Annotated in this window: 38 protein-coding genes; all 38 read left to right on the top strand. The window is 35.5% G+C overall.

Annotated features, from left to right (window positions below; all coding sequences use genetic code 11):
• The first annotated feature begins 36 nt into the window (after positions 1-36).
• The 38 genes from IGL15_RS10415 to gpG all read left to right on the top strand — a co-directional run bounded on the left by IGL15_RS10415 (position 37) and on the right by gpG (position 19,600).
• Positions 37-810, top strand: coding sequence for a phage antirepressor KilAC domain-containing protein (locus IGL15_RS10415; RefSeq protein WP_113832131.1), 774 nt, complete (start codon positions 37-39; stop codon positions 808-810).
• Between the two features lie 2 nt (positions 811-812).
• Positions 813-1,025: a helix-turn-helix domain-containing protein gene (locus IGL15_RS10410; protein WP_002301531.1), complete on the top strand. Its 213-nt coding sequence runs from the start codon at positions 813-815 to the stop codon at positions 1,023-1,025.
• Positions 1,003-1,287 carry a hypothetical protein gene (locus tag IGL15_RS10405; RefSeq protein ID WP_002332091.1) on the top strand — a complete coding sequence of 95 codons (285 nt, stop codon included), beginning with the start codon at positions 1,003-1,005 and terminating at the stop codon, positions 1,285-1,287. Before IGL15_RS10410 ends, IGL15_RS10405 begins: the two co-directional genes overlap by 23 nt.
• 20 nt (positions 1,288-1,307) lie before the next feature.
• Complete coding sequence (locus IGL15_RS10400; protein ID WP_113832130.1) at positions 1,308-1,496, top strand: hypothetical protein; 189 nt, start codon at positions 1,308-1,310, stop codon at positions 1,494-1,496.
• 138 nt (positions 1,497-1,634) lie between these two features.
• Positions 1,635-1,763: a hypothetical protein gene (locus tag IGL15_RS10395; RefSeq protein WP_002301527.1), complete on the top strand. Its 129-nt coding sequence runs from the start codon at positions 1,635-1,637 to the stop codon at positions 1,761-1,763.
• A gap of 58 nt (positions 1,764-1,821) precedes the next feature.
• A complete protein-coding gene (locus IGL15_RS10390; RefSeq protein ID WP_002301526.1) occupies positions 1,822-2,163 on the top strand; it encodes a hypothetical protein in 342 nt (113 codons plus the stop codon).
• On the top strand, positions 2,156-2,890 hold the full coding sequence (locus IGL15_RS10385) for a DUF1071 domain-containing protein (RefSeq protein WP_002301525.1): 735 nt from the start codon (positions 2,156-2,158) through the stop codon (positions 2,888-2,890). The genes IGL15_RS10390 and IGL15_RS10385 overlap by 8 nt, the downstream gene beginning before the upstream one ends.
• A gap of 5 nt (positions 2,891-2,895) precedes the next feature.
• On the top strand, positions 2,896-3,582 hold the full coding sequence (locus IGL15_RS10380; protein WP_002301524.1) for a putative HNHc nuclease: 687 nt from the start codon (positions 2,896-2,898) through the stop codon (positions 3,580-3,582).
• A gap of 6 nt (positions 3,583-3,588) precedes the next feature.
• Positions 3,589-4,422, top strand: a complete 834-nt coding sequence (locus IGL15_RS10375; RefSeq protein ID WP_284612500.1) for a phage replisome organizer N-terminal domain-containing protein — start codon at positions 3,589-3,591, stop codon at positions 4,420-4,422.
• Between the two features lie 16 nt (positions 4,423-4,438).
• On the top strand, positions 4,439-5,290 hold the full coding sequence (locus IGL15_RS10370; RefSeq protein WP_002323910.1) for an ATP-binding protein: 852 nt from the start codon (positions 4,439-4,441) through the stop codon (positions 5,288-5,290).
• Positions 5,287-5,646: a DUF1064 domain-containing protein gene (locus IGL15_RS10365; protein ID WP_002321420.1), complete on the top strand. Its 360-nt coding sequence runs from the start codon at positions 5,287-5,289 to the stop codon at positions 5,644-5,646. Before IGL15_RS10370 ends, IGL15_RS10365 begins: the two co-directional genes overlap by 4 nt.
• A 14-nt stretch (positions 5,647-5,660) precedes the next feature.
• A complete protein-coding gene (locus IGL15_RS10360; protein WP_002296606.1) occupies positions 5,661-5,822 on the top strand; it encodes an antitoxin in 162 nt (53 codons plus the stop codon).
• Complete coding sequence (locus tag IGL15_RS10355; RefSeq protein ID WP_438767525.1) at positions 5,819-6,130, top strand: hypothetical protein; 312 nt, start codon at positions 5,819-5,821, stop codon at positions 6,128-6,130. The genes IGL15_RS10360 and IGL15_RS10355 overlap by 4 nt, the downstream gene beginning before the upstream one ends.
• Positions 6,124-6,414: a hypothetical protein gene (locus IGL15_RS10350; RefSeq protein ID WP_123835977.1), complete on the top strand. Its 291-nt coding sequence runs from the start codon at positions 6,124-6,126 to the stop codon at positions 6,412-6,414. The genes IGL15_RS10355 and IGL15_RS10350 overlap by 7 nt, the downstream gene beginning before the upstream one ends.
• Positions 6,414-6,917, top strand: coding sequence for a hypothetical protein (locus IGL15_RS10345; RefSeq protein WP_438767523.1), 504 nt, complete (start codon positions 6,414-6,416; stop codon positions 6,915-6,917). The genes IGL15_RS10350 and IGL15_RS10345 overlap by 1 nt, the downstream gene beginning before the upstream one ends.
• 17 nt (positions 6,918-6,934) lie before the next feature.
• Complete coding sequence (locus IGL15_RS10340) at positions 6,935-7,249, top strand: DUF1140 family protein (RefSeq protein ID WP_438767520.1); 315 nt, start codon at positions 6,935-6,937, stop codon at positions 7,247-7,249.
• A 176-nt stretch (positions 7,250-7,425) separates the two neighbouring features.
• Positions 7,426-7,737, top strand: a complete 312-nt coding sequence (locus tag IGL15_RS10335; protein ID WP_104889539.1) for a MazG-like family protein — start codon at positions 7,426-7,428, stop codon at positions 7,735-7,737.
• Positions 7,734-8,117 (top strand): YopX family protein, encoded by a 384-nt coding sequence (locus IGL15_RS10330; protein WP_438767517.1) that lies wholly within the window; start codon positions 7,734-7,736, stop codon positions 8,115-8,117. The genes IGL15_RS10335 and IGL15_RS10330 overlap by 4 nt, the downstream gene beginning before the upstream one ends.
• Position 8,118: 1 nt before the next feature.
• Complete coding sequence (locus IGL15_RS10325; protein ID WP_438767515.1) at positions 8,119-8,316, top strand: hypothetical protein; 198 nt, start codon at positions 8,119-8,121, stop codon at positions 8,314-8,316.
• Positions 8,307-8,501: a hypothetical protein gene (locus IGL15_RS10320; protein ID WP_438767512.1), complete on the top strand. Its 195-nt coding sequence runs from the start codon at positions 8,307-8,309 to the stop codon at positions 8,499-8,501. Before IGL15_RS10325 ends, IGL15_RS10320 begins: the two co-directional genes overlap by 10 nt.
• Positions 8,498-8,728, top strand: a complete 231-nt coding sequence (locus tag IGL15_RS10315) for a hypothetical protein (protein WP_002304474.1) — start codon at positions 8,498-8,500, stop codon at positions 8,726-8,728. The genes IGL15_RS10320 and IGL15_RS10315 overlap by 4 nt, the downstream gene beginning before the upstream one ends.
• Before the next feature lie 6 nt (positions 8,729-8,734).
• The gene (locus IGL15_RS10310) at positions 8,735-8,938 is read left to right on the top strand and encodes a toxin PIN (RefSeq protein WP_129153434.1); all 204 of its coding nucleotides are present in this window, start codon (positions 8,735-8,737) and stop codon (positions 8,936-8,938) included.
• Positions 8,935-9,231, top strand: coding sequence for a hypothetical protein (locus tag IGL15_RS10305; RefSeq protein ID WP_104878824.1), 297 nt, complete (start codon positions 8,935-8,937; stop codon positions 9,229-9,231). The genes IGL15_RS10310 and IGL15_RS10305 overlap by 4 nt, the downstream gene beginning before the upstream one ends.
• A gap of 75 nt (positions 9,232-9,306) precedes the next feature.
• Positions 9,307-9,723, top strand: coding sequence for an ArpU family phage packaging/lysis transcriptional regulator (locus IGL15_RS10300; protein WP_002318885.1), 417 nt, complete (start codon positions 9,307-9,309; stop codon positions 9,721-9,723).
• A 621-nt stretch (positions 9,724-10,344) separates the two neighbouring features.
• Positions 10,345-11,028 carry a phage terminase small subunit gene (gene terS / locus IGL15_RS10295; RefSeq protein ID WP_240185691.1) on the top strand — a complete coding sequence of 228 codons (684 nt, stop codon included), beginning with the start codon at positions 10,345-10,347 and terminating at the stop codon, positions 11,026-11,028.
• Positions 11,021-12,436: a phage terminase large subunit gene (locus tag IGL15_RS10290; protein WP_002317767.1), complete on the top strand. Its 1,416-nt coding sequence runs from the start codon at positions 11,021-11,023 to the stop codon at positions 12,434-12,436. Before terS ends, IGL15_RS10290 begins: the two co-directional genes overlap by 8 nt.
• Positions 12,437-12,447: 11 nt before the next feature.
• A complete protein-coding gene (locus IGL15_RS10285) occupies positions 12,448-13,977 on the top strand; it encodes a phage portal protein (protein ID WP_096637975.1) in 1,530 nt (509 codons plus the stop codon).
• Positions 13,895-14,947, top strand: coding sequence for a minor capsid protein (locus tag IGL15_RS10280; protein WP_179293592.1), 1,053 nt, complete (start codon positions 13,895-13,897; stop codon positions 14,945-14,947). Before IGL15_RS10285 ends, IGL15_RS10280 begins: the two co-directional genes overlap by 83 nt.
• Position 14,948: 1 nt before the next feature.
• A complete protein-coding gene (locus IGL15_RS10275) occupies positions 14,949-15,266 on the top strand; it encodes a hypothetical protein (protein ID WP_096637974.1) in 318 nt (105 codons plus the stop codon).
• Positions 15,267-15,392: 126 nt separating this feature from the next.
• Positions 15,393-16,016: a DUF4355 domain-containing protein gene (locus tag IGL15_RS10270; RefSeq protein ID WP_179293594.1), complete on the top strand. Its 624-nt coding sequence runs from the start codon at positions 15,393-15,395 to the stop codon at positions 16,014-16,016.
• Between the two features lie 14 nt (positions 16,017-16,030).
• Positions 16,031-16,921, top strand: coding sequence for an SU10 major capsid protein (locus tag IGL15_RS10265; protein ID WP_002312521.1), 891 nt, complete (start codon positions 16,031-16,033; stop codon positions 16,919-16,921).
• Positions 16,922-16,943: 22 nt separating this feature from the next.
• Positions 16,944-17,159, top strand: coding sequence for a hypothetical protein (locus IGL15_RS10260; protein ID WP_002311614.1), 216 nt, complete (start codon positions 16,944-16,946; stop codon positions 17,157-17,159).
• 11 nt (positions 17,160-17,170) lie between these two features.
• Positions 17,171-17,512 carry a hypothetical protein gene (locus IGL15_RS10255; RefSeq protein WP_002298050.1) on the top strand — a complete coding sequence of 114 codons (342 nt, stop codon included), beginning with the start codon at positions 17,171-17,173 and terminating at the stop codon, positions 17,510-17,512.
• Positions 17,512-17,883 (top strand): hypothetical protein, encoded by a 372-nt coding sequence (locus tag IGL15_RS10250; protein WP_081202087.1) that lies wholly within the window; start codon positions 17,512-17,514, stop codon positions 17,881-17,883. The genes IGL15_RS10255 and IGL15_RS10250 overlap by 1 nt, the downstream gene beginning before the upstream one ends.
• Positions 17,876-18,271 carry an HK97 gp10 family phage protein gene (locus tag IGL15_RS10245; RefSeq protein WP_081202089.1) on the top strand — a complete coding sequence of 132 codons (396 nt, stop codon included), beginning with the start codon at positions 17,876-17,878 and terminating at the stop codon, positions 18,269-18,271. Before IGL15_RS10250 ends, IGL15_RS10245 begins: the two co-directional genes overlap by 8 nt.
• A 1-nt stretch (position 18,272) precedes the next feature.
• Positions 18,273-18,650 (top strand): phage tail terminator family protein, encoded by a 378-nt coding sequence (locus IGL15_RS10240; RefSeq protein ID WP_081202091.1) that lies wholly within the window; start codon positions 18,273-18,275, stop codon positions 18,648-18,650.
• On the top strand, positions 18,651-19,259 hold the full coding sequence (locus IGL15_RS10235) for a major tail protein (RefSeq protein WP_081202093.1): 609 nt from the start codon (positions 18,651-18,653) through the stop codon (positions 19,257-19,259).
• Positions 19,259-19,600: a phage tail assembly chaperone G gene (gene gpG / locus IGL15_RS10230; protein ID WP_104807054.1), complete on the top strand. Its 342-nt coding sequence runs from the start codon at positions 19,259-19,261 to the stop codon at positions 19,598-19,600. The genes IGL15_RS10235 and gpG overlap by 1 nt, the downstream gene beginning before the upstream one ends.
• The last annotated feature ends 65 nt before the right edge of the window (positions 19,601-19,665 follow it).

Genomic DNA, 19,665 nt, shown 5'->3' with positions numbered 1-19,665 from the left:
GATAAGAAAATTATACCAAAGAAAGGAATGAGCAAAATGAACACACCACAAATTTTTAACTTTGAACAACATGAAGTACGAACAATGACAATCGATGATGAACCATTTTTTGTAGGAAAAGACATAGCAGACATTCTAGGATATTCGAATCCGCAAAAAGCTATTCGAGATCATGTGGACTTGGAGGATAAGACGCAGAACGATTCGTTCACCGTCAATGGAACAGCAGTTGTTTTGATTAACGAATCGGGTCTTTATAGCTTAATACTCAAATCCAGGTTAACTAATGCTAAAAAATTCAAACGTTGGGTAACAAGTGAAGTGTTGCCAGCAATTAGAAAACATGGAGGTTATCTAACTCCAGAAAAAGTAGAAGAAGCTTTGCTTAATCCAGATACAATCATTCAATTAGCAACTAAATTGAAAGAAGAACGTACTGGAAGACTAATCGCAGAACAAAAGATTGCAGAATACGAACCCAAAATCTCATATTTAGATAGCATATTATCTTCTACAGATTCAGTAACAATTAGTCAGATTGCAGCAGATTATGGGATGTCTCCACAACAGATGAACAAACTACTTCATAAACTAGGTATTCAGAAAAAAGTAGGCAACCAATGGTTATTATGCAAGAAACATATGAGACAAGGATATACAAAATCTCATACAACTGAGATTCCGAAATCTGATGGTGGAACAAAAGTTGTGATGAATACAAAATGGACTCAAAAAGGACGTTTGTTCATTTATGAGTCGCTAAAAAAAGAAGGATATATTCCAGAAATTGATCTATTAGAGGAGAGATAGTTATGTCGCAGGACTTCATTTTAAAAGTGCGTGTGGCGCTAGCTACGCATAACAAGAGTCAAGCTTGGTTAGCTGAAAAGCTTGATATTTCAACAGCCTATATGTCGGATATTATGAACGGGCGTAGAAAACCAGATAAACAAATCAAGCCAATTGAGGCAGTACTAGCAGAATTAGAAAAGGAGAAAAAGCATGCAAATAACAATTCCAGATAATTTAGTAGTTTCAGAATTAACTACACAAATTACGAATGCTGTGCTTAATTCATTGGACGAACGATTGCACCTTATGAACAAATCAGTAGAGCTTCCTCCATATCCAAACAAATCAGAGGTAAGAAAAGTTTTAGGAATTGGTGATGACAAATTAACACATTGGATAAACCTAGGCTTAAAAACACAGCAGTGGAGCAAGTTAGACATCAGAATTGAACGATCGGAACTCCAAAGATTTTTGAAAGAAAACTTTGAGTTCTAAAGGCAAAGGAGAATGATTTTATGTCCTACACATTGCAACAAGAACATCAAATTCTCCGTTTGATTAAACAACACAGGAAACAATTACAAGATGATCGTGAAGCGCTTAGAAAAGCCGATGAGCTATCAGATAGACAAGCTGAACTAATCGCTTCTGAACTTGAGGATTTGAGAATGCTAGAAATAAAAAATAGGGAGATTAGATTATGAAGAAGACAGACACACTTTTTATAGGATTCATCCTAGGGCTATTAGTGATAGTAGCACACCAAAGTATTATCGGGGGAAGTTTGTTCGCAGCATTGATGGTTTTAATCAATCTGCTTGATTCAAAAGAAAGGAGCAACTATGGCACGAGAAGAAGCGCTAAAAATCGGTAAAGTGATTGCTGATAATTGGTGGGCAAATAGCCGTCCTATTATTTTAAGCAAGCAACATATCGAAAAGCAAAAAGCATGGCAACAAATAAAAAAGTGACTCCGCCGACCAAAGCAATGAGTCACTCAAAAAATCATAACTAAGGAGATTTTAACATATGGAAAATGAACTTTCCACTCTAGATCAATATTTGACTGATCCTAGTTGGGGCAAATCGAATATCAAGGAAACAAATAATCGAAAAATCAGACGAAATCTCTTGACGGATGAAGAACTAGCATGTGATCAAGATGACTTGGGAAATTTTGTGAGTATTTGGGATCATGTCTATCTTATCCATTTATCGAGGAAGTCCAAAAAACCTGAGTATATCTATGTCATCGAAGATGGCTTGATTGATGCGCTAGAAGAGTACGACAGAGATAACTTGATTGATATCTCTTATTACGGACCAGGTAAGAAATACATTGCTGAAATGGAGGCAGAATTTGATGAGTGAAGGAATGAAACGCAACGATAACAAATTATTCAATAGTCTGTACAAGATAACCGTCAATGATGTTGTTGAAAAAAGAAACAAACTAACTTATCTGTCCTGGGCATGGGCATGGGCAGAAGTTAGCAAAATCTGCGAAGAAGTAGACTACGAAATCTATCGTGATCCAGAAACGCATCGTCCATACCTCTTTGATGAAAAAACAGGCTATATGGTTTTTACCAGTATCACAGTCAACGGAGTAAAGCGTGACATGTGGTTACCAGTCATGGATGGTGCAAACAAGGCAATGAAAGATGAGCCATATACCTACGAAGTCAATGATTATCAGTGGAATAACGAAACGAAGAAAAAAGAGATTGTTGGAAAAATCGAAAAGCGAGTTGAAGCAGCAACGATGTTTGATATCAATAAAACAATCATGCGCTGTCTTGTAAAAAATCTAGCGATGTTTGGGCTAGGGCTATATATATTTGCTGGCGAAGATATGCCAGAAGATGTTTCGATGCTTGAACCAGCTACTCAAAGAAGCAAAAAGCTATTCTTAGATGCTTTACAACTGGTTGCTAACAAGTACGAAAAATCGATTGATGAAGCAATTGTTGCATTGACTGATGCGGCTTCTATAACCGCTGATGACAGTAAATGGACCAAGAGAGACTTGGGCATTCTAAAACGAGGCGTTAATTGGCTTGAAGATCAGTACAGAGAAGAAACAAAAGAGAAGTGATATGAGTGTTTAAACCACTAATAGATTCATACTCGGCGGTACTAAAGAAATTTAAAGGTAACGACATTGGTGCAACAATCAACGAAGAAGTAAATATCGAACGGCTGAAAACGATGTATGACGGCTATGATGGCGATCGAATCATTGAAATTCGTTTTATTGATCCACGTCGGTTCACCGCACAGCAACGAAACTTCATCTATGCGCTGATAGGCGATATTTTTATCGATACAGGCATGCCAACGGACTTCTGGAAGGAATTCTTCTACTTCCGTTTCGAAGGTGTCACAGGGCGCAAAATAAGCCTAAAAGATGAATCTAATACAACTGTGAGTGATGCCAACGTCTTAGCAAATATTATCTTAGATTTCATCTTTGAACATCATATTCCTTTCAAAGAAGGCTATGAGATTTTACCAGCGAATCAAGAGTATTACTTCTACAAATGCATCACAAAAAGAGTCTGCTGCATCTGTGGCAAAACAGGAGCTGACATCGATCACTTTGACAAAGCGCTAGGAAGACGAAAGCGCAAAGAAGTTGATCATTCAGAGTACACATTTGCAGCACTCTGCAGAATCCATCACACGGAGAAGCACAAAATAGGTGTGATTAATTTCAAAAATAAGTATCAAATCAAAGGGATCAAGTTAAACCAGGAAACAATTAAGAAACTTAGAATAGGAGGGTAAAAAATATTGTCTGACAACAAACGCTACTACTATTTAAAACTAAAAGAGAATTTTTTCGATAGTGACGAGATGGTTCTCTTAGAAAGTATGCCAGATGGCTATATTTATTCTAATATTCTTCTCAAACTTTATTTAAGAAGTCTAAAACACGAAGGTAAGTTGATGTTTAATGACAGGATTCCATTTAACTCTACAATGCTCGCAACTATTACAAGACATTCTGTAGGAGTCGTAGAAAAAGCGGTACAAATTTTCCGTGATTTGCAGCTTATTGACGTATTAGATAACGGAGCAATTTATATGTCTGATATACAAAGTTTCATTGGAAAATCCTCAACTGAAGCAGATAGAAAAAGAGAATACAGAAAGAAAATAGAAGAGGCAAAACGGAATTTAATAACTGGAGGACAAGTTTCGGACAAATGTCCAGACAAAACTACACCAGAGTTAGAGATAGAGATAGAGAAAGATATAGATATAGATAAAGAAGAAAAGAGAGGTAAGTATTCTGACGAACACTTACGCCTTGCTAAAAAGTTGCAAAGTAATTTAACTGAAGATTTTCCAAAAGAAATGAATAAAGTAGATATCGAAAAATGGGCAGACACAATCAGGTTGATGGAAGAAAAAGATAAAGCGTCTATAGAAGCGATTGAGTATGTGATCAATTGGCTACCTACAAATGAATTTTGGTTTGGAAATATTAGAAGTGCTAAGAAATTGAGAGAAAAATTTGAGAAGCTCAAATTCGAAATCAAAGCAGACAAGAAGAATCATAAAAAGCAAAGTCAAAAACTACAGTACAGCAATCCTAGTGAATATGACGACTTGCCAATTTAAAAAGGAGATGCATCACATGGAAAGCCTAGCAAATGCTATGGAGAAACTAATAAGAAGAGTATTAGTGCAAAGCGGAAAATGTCCAGAATGTAGCGAACCTTTGTATAGTTGGCGAGCTAAAAATAAGGATGGTTCAGAACGTTGTAAACCAACATGCATGAGTTGTGGTTATAAAGCGTTACGTGTGAAAGAGGATATACAGACCGAAAGGATATATAACGACAGCTTAAAAGCACGAGCTTTGAGTTTTTTTCAAAATGGTTCGGTTTTAACAGATAAAACTTTGTTTAAATGCAAAATGGAGAATTATCACGTAGTGGACCAAGAAACGAAAATTGCTTTAGAAAGAGCTAAAAGCTATGTAAATGATGTCCTACTGAATCATCCTTCACATTTCATTCTATCAGGGAAATCAGGAAGCGGAAAAAGCCACTTATCAATGGCGACAGCTTGGGAAATACTTGAGCGCTCAAATTATGACAAGAAAATACTTTTTATAAGCTATCAAGAGTTATTAGAGCAAATAAAGTTTTCTTATAACAATGCTGAACTGAGAAAAGAAATTGAAGGATCGCTTATAGCCGATATCAAAACAACTGATTTGGTGGTTTTTGACGATATTGGAGCTGAATTAGGTAGCGGGGTATCGAATAGTAGGCAGTTTACAAACAACACGTTAAACACGCTCTTAGAAGCCAGACAGAACAAGGCAACGATCATCACAACAAACTTATCTGGTCCTGAACTAAGAGAAGCCTACGGCGAAAGAATTGTTTCTAGGATATTTAAGAATTCAGAAGGTTATGCGCTGAAATTCCAACAAACAGCAGACAAGCGCATAAAACCAGTGAAAGGTAGTATCGCATGAATAAATACCGTAATAAAAAAACTGTTCATCGAGGTATCAAGTTTGATTCTATCGCGGAAGCAGAGTATTACGATCTAGCCTTGTGGCAAGCTGAAGCGAACGGCTGGAAAGTAAAACTTCAGGAAAGATTTGAGCTGATGCCGAAATTTGAACTAGACGGAAAGAAGTATCGCAAGATCGAGTATATTCCTGACTTCACATTTTATAAAAACGGCAAACTTGTCAAAGTCGTAGATGTCAAAGGAATGCAGACAAAAGACTTTAAGATCAAGGCAAAGTTGTTCTGTCATCAATATCAAGTGCCGTTGATATTAGCCAAAAAATATCGGAATACGTTCAAGGAAGAGCGTTTTTAACGAGGTGGTCCATCATGACAACAGAAGAAGTGATTCAAATGCGAATTCGAAGCCTTCAGCGTGAGATTGACGATCTGGAACGAACAAAGGCAGTGATGGTCAATGAAACGGCGAGAAAGGCAATTGATTTGCACATAGAGAATTTAAGAAGGGAAATCCATCGATTGGAGGAATGAGCGTGGATAAGAAAGCAGCAATGAAACGAATCATTGAACTGACACATTCTGAGAATTGGCAAGAAGACAAAGAAATAGTTGCAGAAGTCCAAAAGCTTGGTAAATCAATGTGGGCTGAAAAGCCTAAACGGAAAACGCCGAGAAAAATTGCAATCTGGCATGGTGATCGAATTCTAGTAACAGGTACTGCTGAACAGTTATCTGAAATTACTGGTCTGAGCAAAAATATTATCTGGGATAGAGCTAGGAGCTTATGGATTGATTCAAAAGGACGACAGTTTAAGTATGTGGAGGAGAAAAAATGCTAGACATGAAAATCGAAGATTATCGAATTACCAGTGATTCTAGAAATATTGTCTTATCGAAGGTAAGACGAGATGAGGAAGGAAACATTCGCTACACCGAAGCAAAAGAAGAATCACGAGCAGATATTGGATACTTCCAAACTGTCTCATCGTGTTTAAAGGCGATACAACGCGATTACGTGTTAAGTGAAGAAAGAACGATAAAAAGTATTATCGAGTACAAAAAAGCGTTAGAAAACATCACTAGACAGTTTGAACAGGCATGTGAGATTGAGGGGGAGAAATAATGGCGAGCGTTTTAAATGAACCAGTATATAGAGTTAAGGAATATTCTAATTTGAATCGTCTATACGTTGAAAAAGAAAAACAAGGAAAAGTAATAAGTGAAGAAATCAAACGTGTAATAACAGAATTTCCACACTTTGGTGATGGCGTTTTAGGAATATGGTCAAGATCGTGTATGGGAATAAGAGTAGAGAGTTCAGTTGAAGAAGAGTATGAAGCTGAATTGACGAAAAAAGAAATTCAAGGCTATCGAATTTTTAAAAAGAAAAGCCCAACTTTAAAGGTTTTAAAAGACTTACTAGGTGATTCATTAGAGGATTTTAACACAGTAAGAGCAAACTATAAGCTTGAATTGCATACGCATTACGGTATTAACAATGTGAGTGGCACACATTTTATAGATGGTCAACTATATGTAGGGCTTAGAGGAGAGCCAGAGAAAAACAGTGAGGAACTAGAACTAATGGATTACAAAGAGTATCTTTCGCTTTATGTAAGTGATTAATTACAGGAGGAAAGATAATGGATCTCATTACGCAATACAGTGATATTATCCTCAAAAAAATCATGGTGAAAATTCAGAAAGATAAAAAAGCAAAAAAACAAGCTGAATTAGTTAAATTGAAAATGGCTGAAACAGGATTAGGAGTTCGGACTGCTCGGCATTGGAAAGCCACTGCAAACATCGAATTTTATTACAAAGAGATTCAAAAAGGCTTTGAGCAGATGCGTGAGCTGGATCGGCAAACAAATTGGAGCAAGAAACTTCATCAAGATCGTTTCAAATTTGTAGAAAAGTATAGAGAGATACTGAATGAGTATTTCGAGGAGGACTAGATGTTTAATTTAATGTTAGCGTCAATTCACTTTTTATTCTATATAACGATATTTGTAGCTATATTAATTAATACGATAAAAAGCGGTTTTTTAACACCGATCGGCACAATTTTAACATTAGCTTCATTTGTTACAAGTTGTATTATCCAACTTAAATATATAAAGGAGAATGAATAATGGACGAACTAATCACAAAAGTAGAGCAGTGGGCAAAAGATAAGGGATTAAACCAGGCAGATCCAAAAGCACAATTTTTGAAAGTAGCTGAGGAATTCGGAGAAATCGCTTCAGCAATGGCAAGAAGTAATGATGAGCTATTTAAAGATAGCGTAGGAGACGTTATCGTCACGCTGATTATCCTTTCTATGCAAAAAGGGACAAACGTACAAGAGTGTTTAGAAATGGCATACAACGAAATCAAAGGACGCACAGGGAAAATGGTAGATGGTGTATTCGTGAAGTCGAGTGATTTGGAGGACAGCAAATGATACTGAAGTACAGGGCATGGAATAAGAAAACTCAGTCATTTATTGATTATGGTGATTTGGTTTTAGATTTGAGAAGCGGAAAAATTTACGCTGGGGACATTGGGTTAGTGGAAAGCACCATTGATGTGACTGACCAAATTGAACTCATGCAATCAACAGGACTGAAAGACAAGAATGGTGTGGATGTCTACCAAGGCGATATCATCAGATGTACTAGAGGTTGTCCTCATGAAGTAATTTGGTTAGAGGAATATGGAGGAACATTTTTTGGAGGAATGCCGGCGTGGTATCTTTCAGGATTAAGTAATGGCTATGCGTGGACTGGTAGAGAAGAAGTCATCGGAAATATATACGAGAATAGCGAGTTATTGGAGGAATAAGATGAAATACATCATTACCACTGACAACGAGGAACAAGGTTGGCTTGATTCCTTTAACACTTGGTCAGGTCATTCTTACGAAATGAATCAAGAGGTTAAAGAAGATCATCTTGATTGTGTGGAAACGAATATTGATAGATTTAATAATGAGGTTGCTTGTGGACCGGCAATTAGATTGGAGGAACAGCGATGGATATAACAGTAAAAAATCTACTAGATGTGGTTGGTTCTGGAACGGCTTTTTGGGTTCGTACAGCTAATCAAGGTGAGTGCATTAATTATTCTCGTGAAGAGGTTTTTGGACGTTTTTCACATAGAGATATTTTTGAAATACGTTGCGAAGATACTGATGAGCTAGTTATCGTGTTGGAGGAAGAGGAATGAAATACGAAATACCACTAAGTGAAGCGGGCATTCAAGCAATTATCAATGGTCGGGAGGTTAACATAGAACTTCCTGATGGCACTGAATTAGTCATCAGACAAAGTTATTTGAAAGATATGGCAGCTCCAGTATTAATTGATCGTTTTAACGTGACTGATTCTGTGGTAGAGAACCACTTAAAAGAATTTAGATCAAGTATAGACAACACTTTCAGATTAGGGAGTTGATTGACAATGAACACCAGACACCGCAGAATAACAAAACTAAGAAAACAGGAACTGAATGTACTAAAGGCAAAGTTTGAAAAAGAATACGGAGTTTCAGTAGAAGAAGCATATAAAGTAGTAAGTCAGTGTGTTGCTGATGCGAGTGAGACTATTCGTAAGTTTGGAATTTCGATATTAAATGATGATCGTAAATGGGAGGAAATGAGATGAAACTAAAAGACGGATTTTACGCTAGTAGTCATGGTATCGGCGGTTTGATGCTAGATATGCCGACAAAGAATCCTAAAAAACGTAAGAAACCAAAATTCAAAGTCGGTGACATGGTTCGCTGCGAAGCAGAAGGATTCATCTATCCATTTCGTGGATATGTAGAACACGTCTATAATCACTCAGCAATCATTCGCATTGAAAACACGATGGAATGTGACAAGCGGTTAGCGAAAAGCAAAGAGAATTTAGCAGTGGCGAGATTGGTGGATATTGAACTAATCAATGACAAATAAAAAAGCCGGATCGCTCCGACTGATTCAATAAATCCAACACATTTATTATATCACATAAAGGAGCGGTTTGACTTGATGCAATTGTTACGAGAGGTAGATTTCAAACAGACAAGATGTAATGCGAGAGATGTGCTGAAGAACTTTCGGCGTTTGGAGCGGATGGCAGGTCGCTCTTTGATAGATATTAAGTCGCCGATTATAACGGATATGCCGAAGGCACCGAAGCACGGCAATAAGGCAGAAGACGCGATTATTCAGATGATGGATATAGAAGCGGAAAGAGATGCGATTCTAGCGGCTTTGATGGCGCTTAGTCTGATTAGCCGTCAGATACTCTACTACAGCTTCTGTGACGTAAATAAGCACTCTAATTATGAAATAGGTCAATTGATACGAGGATACGGAGAGAAGAATGTAGAGAAGCTGAAATCCATTGCGTTGATCGAATTTGCAGAAGCATACAAAAAAGGCGTGTTAGTTCAGTATCGTTGATTTTGTAGGGTTTTTGTAGGGATAGTGTAGGGTTTTTGAGCAGTTTAACGTGATATTATGATAGTGTCGAAAGATTAGTGATAGGTCTAAGACAAAATAATAATAAAAGGAACATCGTTTTATTATTGTTTCACAATTAAGCTTCGATAGACAGCAGCGGAAATATTAAGAATAAGGATGTGAATTTTAACTCCTTCTAAATTGTTCTTATTATCTATCATCCGTTGTTGTCTATTGTTATTATGTCACTGTGGCGGAAAGGGTAGACGCTTAAAAATAAGGTCAATACGTCGAGGGATAGCCTTAACGTTTTATGATTTGACCATGCAATGTTCGATTCCTTGCCAGTGATTTTAGTAACTGAGGGTTGGAAATGGGCGCTCAAAGTACACGAGCAAGGCGAGGTCGATAGTAATCGATGGAATCGGTGTAGGTTGCTATTACATAATTGGTTGGGTTAGATTGAGTTTTGGGATTCGGTACAAATGAATCGTCAAATGACTCAAGCACAGGATCGGAAACGTCCCTGCCTGTGCATTACATATTAGATCACTCTTTGAGTGGTCTTTTTATTTTTGAATTTACAAAACAAATGTTGCAAAAAGCGAGGTGGTGTCACATGTGAAAAAATACGAATTAGCCAAAAAAGATTATGAAAAAGGCTTGAAATACAGGGAAATAGCCGATAAATACGGTGTATCAGTTAGTACGGTAAAGTCATGGAAATCTCGTTATTGGTCGCAAGAAAAGTTTGCAACCAAGGACGCAACCATACCTAACAATAAAGGAGCGCCGGATAGAAATAAAAATGCTGTAAAACATGGGCTTTTTGCTAATTGGTTACCCTCTGAAACGCTTGAAATTATGAATGAGGTTGCAACCTCTAAACCAGAAGATATTATCTGGAATAACATCATGATTCAGTATACAGCTATTATTAGAGCACAAAAAATTATGTATGTGGCTTATGATGATAGCTTATCAAAAGAGGTTTCAAAATGGTCCTCAAGTGATTCTGGTAGCTCAGAAGAATATGCTATTCAATATGCATGGGACAAACAAGCAAACTTCCTCAATGCACAGTCAAGAGCGATGAGTACGCTGTCTAATCTTATAAAGCAATTTGTGACTATTGCTGATGAGAAAGACGAGAGACGGAAAAAATTAGAATTGATAGATGCACAAATTATTAAATTAAAAGCAGAAGCTGACATTGGCGGTAATAATTCTGGCGAGGAAGTGGAAGAATGGAAGCAAGCAGTTTTAAATGCAGCAAATAAACGGGCGGTGAAAGAAAATGAATAATGAATTTATTCCTTTTGCTGATATTGGTGCTGCCATTGATTATTACTATGATAAACCAGTAGCTTTTTGTCAAGATATTTTGCATTTGAATCCTGATGAATGGCAAGAAAATGTTTTAAATGATTTAGCTGAATTTTCAAAGGTTTCTGTTCGTTCTGGTCAAGGAGTTGGAAAAACAGCATTAGAAGCAGGAGCAATACTTTGGTTCTTAACGTGTCGACCCTACGCTAAAGTAATAGCAACAGCTCCGACAATGAAGCAACTTTACGATGTACTTTGGGCAGAGGTAGCTAAATGGTTAAATGATAGCTTGATCAAGAACTTATTGAAGTGGACAAAGACTAAAATTTATATGGTTGGTGATTCAGAACGTTGGTTTGCTACGGCTAGAACAGCGACTAAACCAGAAAATATGCAAGGTTTTCACGAGGACCATATGTTGATTGTGGTAGATGAAGCTTCTGGTGTGTCTGATCCAATTATGGAAGCTATTCTTGGTACGCTATCAGGTTTTGATAATAAGCTGTTGATGTGTGGAAACCCCAATAATATTGAAGGGGTCTTTTACGATTCCCACAATTCAGACCGTGATAAATACAGAGTTCATAAAGTATCAAGCTATGATAGTAAACGTACAAACAAAGACAATATAGAAATGATTCTTAAAAAATATGGAAAAGAAAGTGATGTTGCTCGTGTTCGTATTTTTGGAGAATTTCCCAAAGGTGCGTTGGATTCATTTATCAGTCTTGAAACGGTTGAATTGGCTACAGAAAAACAAATTAGTGATTCTTTAGTCAATAAAACAACGGTTGCTCATATTGGCGTTGACGTAGCTCGATATGGTGATGATTCTACGATTCTCTTTCCTAGAATTGCTACCAGAGCATTGGAGTATGAGAAGTATTCAAAACGTAGCACCATGGAAACAACAGGATATGTCATCAACATGGCCAAGAATCTAATGAGTCAATATCCGAGTATTGATAAAGTGATGATTAAAGTCGATGACACTGGTGTCGGAGGTGGTGTAACCGACCGCCTAGAAGAACTTATAGAAGACAAGCATTATCCTTTTGAGGTGTTTGGAGTGAATAACGGTTCAACATCAGAAGACGATTTTTACGATAATTTAGGTACTCAACTATGGGGAAACATCAAGGAAATGTTAGAAGAAAATATGACAGCAAATCTTAACGGAGAACAGCCTGTTATTGAATTGCCTTCTGATAGTTCGTTAATCAAAGAATTAAGTACTCGCAAATTCAAAATGACAAGTAGAAGTCGTATACGTTTAGAAAGTAAAGATGATATGAAAAAGCGAAATATTGGTAGTCCCGATATTGCTGACGCACTGGCTTTAGCGTTTTATGAGCCACCAAGTCACTATCAATTTATTCAATTTTAGGAGGTGAGTTTTTGATTAGTACAGTATTATCTTTAGAGAGATATAAGAAGCTACGTGTTAAATATGCAACACAAATTGAAGATGGAATGTTTGATCCGAATGGTTTTATAGAAGATATGAAACCATTTTTTGCTGATCGCGAAAGAAAATATCTAGCTTATACTAGCGAAAAGAATGAAATAGACAATAGACCAAAGCCTAACACTGATATTGTAAAAGTTAATAATAAACTTCATGCTGGTATGTATTCAATTGTCGTAGACCAAGCAGTCAATCATTTTACTGGTATACCTATCAAATGGGATTACGATGTATCGGAACAAAAAAGAACACTCATTCAAAGATTAAAAGATAAATTCTTAAAAAATGATATAGAACTTCCAACAGTTCCAGAAGCTTTTAACAAATTAACAAGCAATCTTGATTCCATGAGATTCGCAATGCTTGATTCTGAAACTGCAACTTTTCAAGGAGCTTGTGGAGTAGCTTTCCGATTGTTAGAGCCTGTGGAAGGAGATCACGGTTGGGAGTTAAGAGCAAGCAATATTGAACCTTGGAGAGCTGAAAGATATGGAAATGCTGGAATCTATATTAAAGAAAAGTATGACTCTTATCAGAAAAAGTTTTTCCAAGAAATGAAAGTTATAACTAGAAATGAAATTACGACATATGCTTGTTATAGTGACTTAGATTTTATTACTAACGGAACATTCAAAAAAATCGATGAAACAAAAAATCCTTTAGAAGTGATTAATTTATCCGAATTTAAAAATAATACGAATCGTTATTGTGATTTTGAAGTAGCCGAGGAAATTGGAGATGCAATTGATCGTGCTTTGTCTGATCAACAAAACGAAATCGAACAATTTAAGCTTGCGTACATGCTTGTTACTGGTACGACAATGAGCAAAGACACTGCTAAAGAAATGATGAATCAGCTAGGGATCATCAACTTAAAAGACCCTGCGGCAAAAGCGGAATATGTCACAAAAAATTTAGCAAAAGATTTCAATGAATATCATATGGATTTATTAAAAAAACAATTCTATACCATTTGTAAAGCAATCGATTTTAATGATGAGGTGTTTAAATCAAATAGTTCTGGAGAAGCACGTAAATGGCAGATCATTAGTTTAGAAGCAAAAACAAACACTAAAGAACAATATTTCAGGGAAGGACTGAAAGAGTGTGCAGAAACAATTGCAGCTTTTCTTAAATTTAATGACAAAGTAGACATTGAACCAGAAAAAATTATTTTCACTTTTTCTAGATCTTTACCAACTGATTTGAGCTATTTAGCTGAAGCTTTGCCTAAGCTAGCACCTTATGTATCTAAGCGAACAATTCAAAGCCAAATACCATTTGTGACAGATGTTGATTATGAAAATGAGATGATGGAATTAGAAAGTGGAAATGCTTATCCAGATAGTGAATACAATTTTGGCGGAGGTGACAATAATGATGATAGAAACGAAGTATTGGACCAAACGTCGAGAACTGGAGGATCAAGCAAGGCTCAAATTAGAAAACCAAACACTTAAAAAGTTATCTAGTGTATTTCCAGAAGCATTAAAAGAGATACAAGCAAAACTATTATCACAAGCTGACTTACACAATATCACTTATCCAGAAATGATGGAGTTTTATAGTACAAGTAATCAGAAAAAATATCGTGAATATGTGGAAAAAAATTATAAGTCATTAAAAATGTATGATGCAAAATACAAAGAGTTTATCGATGAATTTTTTCCACCATTTGACTATGCAAAAGTCAATCGCTTATTACAAATACGATCAGATGTATTTAAAATTCTTGCAGAATATGCGATGGATGCAGATGTGAATCAATATTTTTCTGATCGCTTAGAGGAAATTCTTCAAAGAACATATTCTTCTAATGCTAATGTTTTTGTTCAACTTTTAAACGTTGATATACCAAATTATTTACCAGAAAATGAAATTAAACATTATTTGAACTATCCATGGTCAGGAAAGACATTTTCAAGAAGACTTTGGGGAAATATTTCATCGCTTGAACAGAAACTCTCTAATGCTATTGTAAAAAGTGTTGCTAGTGGAGAAGGCGTTATACACGCATTAAACACCATGAGATTAGACTCAGAAATTTGTGACATGTTTAAGTTAGAAGAATCAAAGTATAACAAAGCGATAGAAAATCTCGTTCGAACGGAGTATGCAAAATTTGCACAAGATGGTATTGAAAAATCATATTTAGAAACAGGTATTGAGGAATACAACGTATTGACTGCAAAAGATGAGAGAGTTTGCCGGATTTGTGGAGGAAAGGCAAGTAAGAATCCCTATAAACTGAAAGATGCTGTCATAGGTGAAAATCGAGCACCTTTCCATAGTCGTTGTAGATGTACGGATGTTCCTAATTTACCAAAATTAGGAAAGGATATTGATGAAGAATATGACCGTTTATTTGGCGATTTATTAGATGAGTTTGCACATGATTCTTTTGGAATTAATTTGAAACGGAGGAAGTAGAATGAAAGATTTTTTTGAAGCAGTACTAACAATTAATGTAAATGCTGATATTGCAGAAGCCTACAAAACAGCTATTGAGTCTGAGAACCATCCTAATGGCTTGAGAGATAATTGGAATGGCAATTATGCCTACGTGGTTATTGGCGATCAAACTGTTAATTATCAAGATAATACTCCAGTTGATAAGAATACCGTTAATTTAACGATTCAATTATTATCTCATTCATTACCAAATTTCAAAGAAACAGTTGATTGGTATGAAAAGATGGGATGTATTGTTGTTAGAACTGACTACAAAAAAGGAAAGTCTAGTAATTAGGCTTTTTTATTTTGTCCGAAATGACGTTAAACTAGCGCAATACTGGGCTTGGTTGAATGGTGGGGCGCAATTATTAAAACTCAAAGCAATGCGGGGCGTGAAAACGAATCGTGGGGCGAAAGGAGAATGAGCATGAAACACAAATCATTAATGCCAATGAATTTGCAATACTTTGCCGAAGGTGACGATCAAAAGTTTTCTTTTGATGACTTCAAATCTTTTGTGGAATCCAATGAAGAAGCTCAAAAATTTATTCAGTCACAATCTCAAAGTGTTGCCGACAAACAATTGGAAGCTTGGAAACAAAATAACTTAGATAAAATTAAACAGGATACCATCAAGGAATATGAGGAATCTAAGAAAAACAAGTCACCTGAGCAAATTCAACTGGAAAAACTACAAGCTGAATTTGAAGCAGAAAAAGCGTTGCGTGTGACAAGTGATAATAAAGCATTTGTTGCAGAACAAATTGCTGGATTAGAACTAGATGGAGAGTTAAAAGAATCTATTTCTCAATTTATGCTAAATAATCTTGTTAGTTCGGATACAGATTTCACTAAGAATGCTGTTGAAGGTTTTACAAGTGTTTTGAATGCAATTAATGAGAAACATGCAGATGCATTAAAAGAACTACAAATGAAGTCTGCATTTGGTGGAACTCAACAATTGAATAACCAAGTTCAGCAGAACAATGAAACATTTACAAATCCAGAAGAACAATTAGGACAAATTCTTCAACAATTTAACTAGGAGAGTGAAAAATTATGAAAAAAACATCTTTAAATAATTTAGAGTATTTGGATATTTCACCAGCGATTAATGCTATGCAAGTACCAAATACACCTTTTTTAAGCTATTTACTTGGTGCTGGAAAAACTGAGCCAGCAAACTCGACAGAAATTAAATGGCGTGAATATGATATCAACAACGATGATTCTTCTGAAAAACTTGAGGGCGGAGAATATCCAGATGCTGAATCAGGTCGAACTTGGTTTAACAACTATACTGAAATTTTTAGAAAATCAACCTCTGTATCTGGTACATTAGATGCTATTAATGTGAATGGAGTCGGAAATGAATTAACTAACCAAGTAGCACTACGTGGTATGGAAATGAAAATTGATTTGAACCGAAAATTGATTACTGGTGTAAAAGCTGATGAAAATGGTTCTAAAGGTCGTCGAATGAATGGGATTTTGAACTTGATCAATTCAGCAAATAAGGCAGAAACAGCCACTGCGGGTGCAGTAACAAGAAAAGATATCGATACTTTATTTAAATTGATGTATGAAAAAGGTTATATGGGAGAAAAACTATGCTTGATTTCTCCAGATATGCAGGAGTTAATGACTGATGAGTTAGATGGAAAATCAACAAAAATTGTTCAGTTCGGGGAAAGAGTAACTTTTGGATTGCAAATTGGAAATATCGTGTCTAATTACGGTACAGGTATTGCTCTACTAGAACCATCATTGCCAAAAGGAACAATTGCCGCAATCGATACTAATTATGTGAAACTACGTCCATTACGTGAATGGAGAGCAGAAGAACTTGCAAAAACAACGGATTCTAGACGTATCGGTCTTGTAGGTGAATACTCTCTTGAATACAATGCTTCAAACTCTGGGGCAATTTTAAATTTAAAGTCTGAATAAAAGGGAGTTAGTACTCCCTTTTTTGATAGGAGGAATTACAGTGGTAAAAAAAGATGAAACTAAAAAAGATGAAGTCGTGAAATATAGAGTAGGTAAAACTAAAAATTTTGTTGGGTTTGTTCATCCTAAAACTCGTAGATTTATCACAGCAGATTCAAATAACGAATTTATCATTTCTATAGATGATAAAGAAGCAATTGCAATTTTGGAAGATGCAATTGATGTTAATGAAATTTAGGAAGTGATCTGATGGATGAATCGCTAAAAACGGAAATCATTGAGTCTACAAAAGAAGATTTTCCAGATTTGAGTGAAGAACGCATAACTAATTTATTAGAAATAATTTTGCTAGAAATTGAATCATACAACACTTGTAAAAATGATATTTCATGGGAAAAGTTAAAAAGCGTGATTAGTGAAGTGTTGTATAAAATAATAAAAAATGAATCAGAAAAAACAGTATCTTCAGTTAGACGTGGCGATACAACGATTAGTTATGCTTCAACAACAAATGATGTTAGTGAGTTACTTCTAGGCTATGGTGATTTGATACGAAGAGTTATTGGTTGTGGAGGATTGGAGTTTTTTTAATGAATGAAGCAGATATTTTAGAAACTACTTATGAAGATAGTTGTATTATTGAAAGACTGACGGACATTGAAGATTCTAATACAAATATTACTATTCAAGATTACAAAAAAGTATATGATAATCCTATTTCTTGCGCTCTTTCACAAGGTCAAATCGATGGACTAGCAGTCATAGAAGGTGGAGAGATGGTAAATGTTTCAACTGACACATATAAATTATTTGTTCATCCTAAGATTAAACTAAAAAAAGGAGATCGAATAACAATAACTCAAAAGGCCAGTGGCTTAATTTTTTCTCTATTTGCTACTAAGCCTTTTTACTATCCTAGTCATTGTGAAGTGAATTTGATAGGAAGTGAGAAAAATGGGTAATCTCAAATATGAATCAAATGCAGAAAAGATCATTGAGAATTTTAAAAATATGACTGTAATTGCTCAAAAAGAAGGAATATCCTTCGTTAACGATTCAATGAATAAAGTCGTTAGTTTAGCTAAACCATTAACTCCTGTAAAATCAGGTAATTTAAGGCGAGGATATCGTGTAGTAAAAGCTAGAAAACTATCAAGCGGTCGAATTGTTGGAGCAGTTATAAACAATGAACATTATTTTAAATATGTAGAAGAAGGTCGTAGGACTAAAAATGGTGGCTTTGTCAAAGGGAAATTCATGTTAACTCGTGCAACGAATCTTGCAAATATGTCTTATATTCCTCGAAGATTTAAACAAATGGCAATAAAAATCGTTAAGAAAGGAAAGTAACATGAAAGATAAAATCATTGCTGCAATCAGTAGCAAATTAAAAGAAATCTATCCTGATGGGACAATATATCTTGATTCAGTTATGCAGTCAACTAAAGATTTTTATTTCGTTTTATCAGTAATGGAATCTGGAACTGAAAATGTAGGAATTGATATTCAAAATGTTTCTTTCTTAATTGATATTGCATTGATTGATAATAAACCTAATAGAAATTTAATTAATGAATTAGTCTCACGTTGTGGGACTTTTTTTAATACGATTACAATCGATGAGCAAATATTATTTCCAAAAGCCTATTTACCTGATGAAACAGATGGTGTTCAACATATTCGTTTTACATTAGAATTTCCACAATATATTGAATGGAGTGAAAAATAAATGGGAGAAAAAAGAAGTAAAACCGGAATTATTTCTGTCGAAAAACCTACTTGGTTTCCTTTGAAAGATGAGACAGGGAATTTTCCGGTATACGATACTGCGTTGACAATGGGAACAGCAGTAAGTATCAAACCAACAGCTAATTATGAAACCACACAAGATTATGGGGATTCAGTGGTTCAAGATCAATTTACAGCTTTTGGTGGTGCAGAAGTTGAACTGGAAGCAAATGGATATACTCATAAAGTTTTATCTACAATTACTGGAGGGAAAATTGTTAAAGGTGGTGCCTTGCGTTCTGGAGAAGATATTGCGCAAGATGGTGCGTTTGCATATAGACGTAAAAAATCGAATGGGAAATACCGTTATACGGTCTTTTATAAAGGACAGTTTGCTCTAGATTCAGATGAAACATCAACGATTGAAGGAAGTAAAGTAAGTTTTACTCATCCAACTTGGAAGGGTTCATTTGTAGATGTACCAGGACTTGGATATATGTATTCAGTTGATGAAGATGATGAAGGCGTGGATAAAGCAATGATCGAAAATTGGTTTACAAAAGTAGCAATTCCAATTGAAGAAGCAGAACTTTCAGGAGGTACAGAATAATGTCAAAATATCAAACAACGATTAAATTAACGAAAAAAGATGAAGAAGGTAAATATGAGCAAGTACAATTTAAATCTGCTGAATTTCTACCAGGCCCAGTCGTAGAAGAAGCAGCAGAAGTAATGGAGGGAATGCAAAATGCTGTAGATGGAAAATCAGTATCAGAAGCATTAAGTCGAGCTTATTCATTTATTGCAGATACTTTGTTTGAAGGACAGTTTACTGGTGAAGATTATCGTCAAGGGATCGATGCTCGAGAAATTGCTTCGTTGACAGGTAAGTTATTAAAATCTGTTACTGCAGGCTTTGATGAAACTTATACAGAAACGAAAAAAAAGTAAGCGAAGCTCTCAAATATCCTTTTTTTAAACATTCGATTACTTATCGAGAATTAGATTTAAAGACG

It is taken from the genome of Enterococcus sp. DIV0436a (genome assembly GCF_051711605.1).
In the GTDB taxonomy this organism is placed as follows: domain Bacteria; phylum Bacillota; class Bacilli; order Lactobacillales; family Enterococcaceae; genus Enterococcus_B; species Enterococcus_B faecium.
The sequence above is the reverse complement of the archived record's forward strand: the minus strand, read 5'-3'. Positions and strand labels throughout refer to the sequence as shown.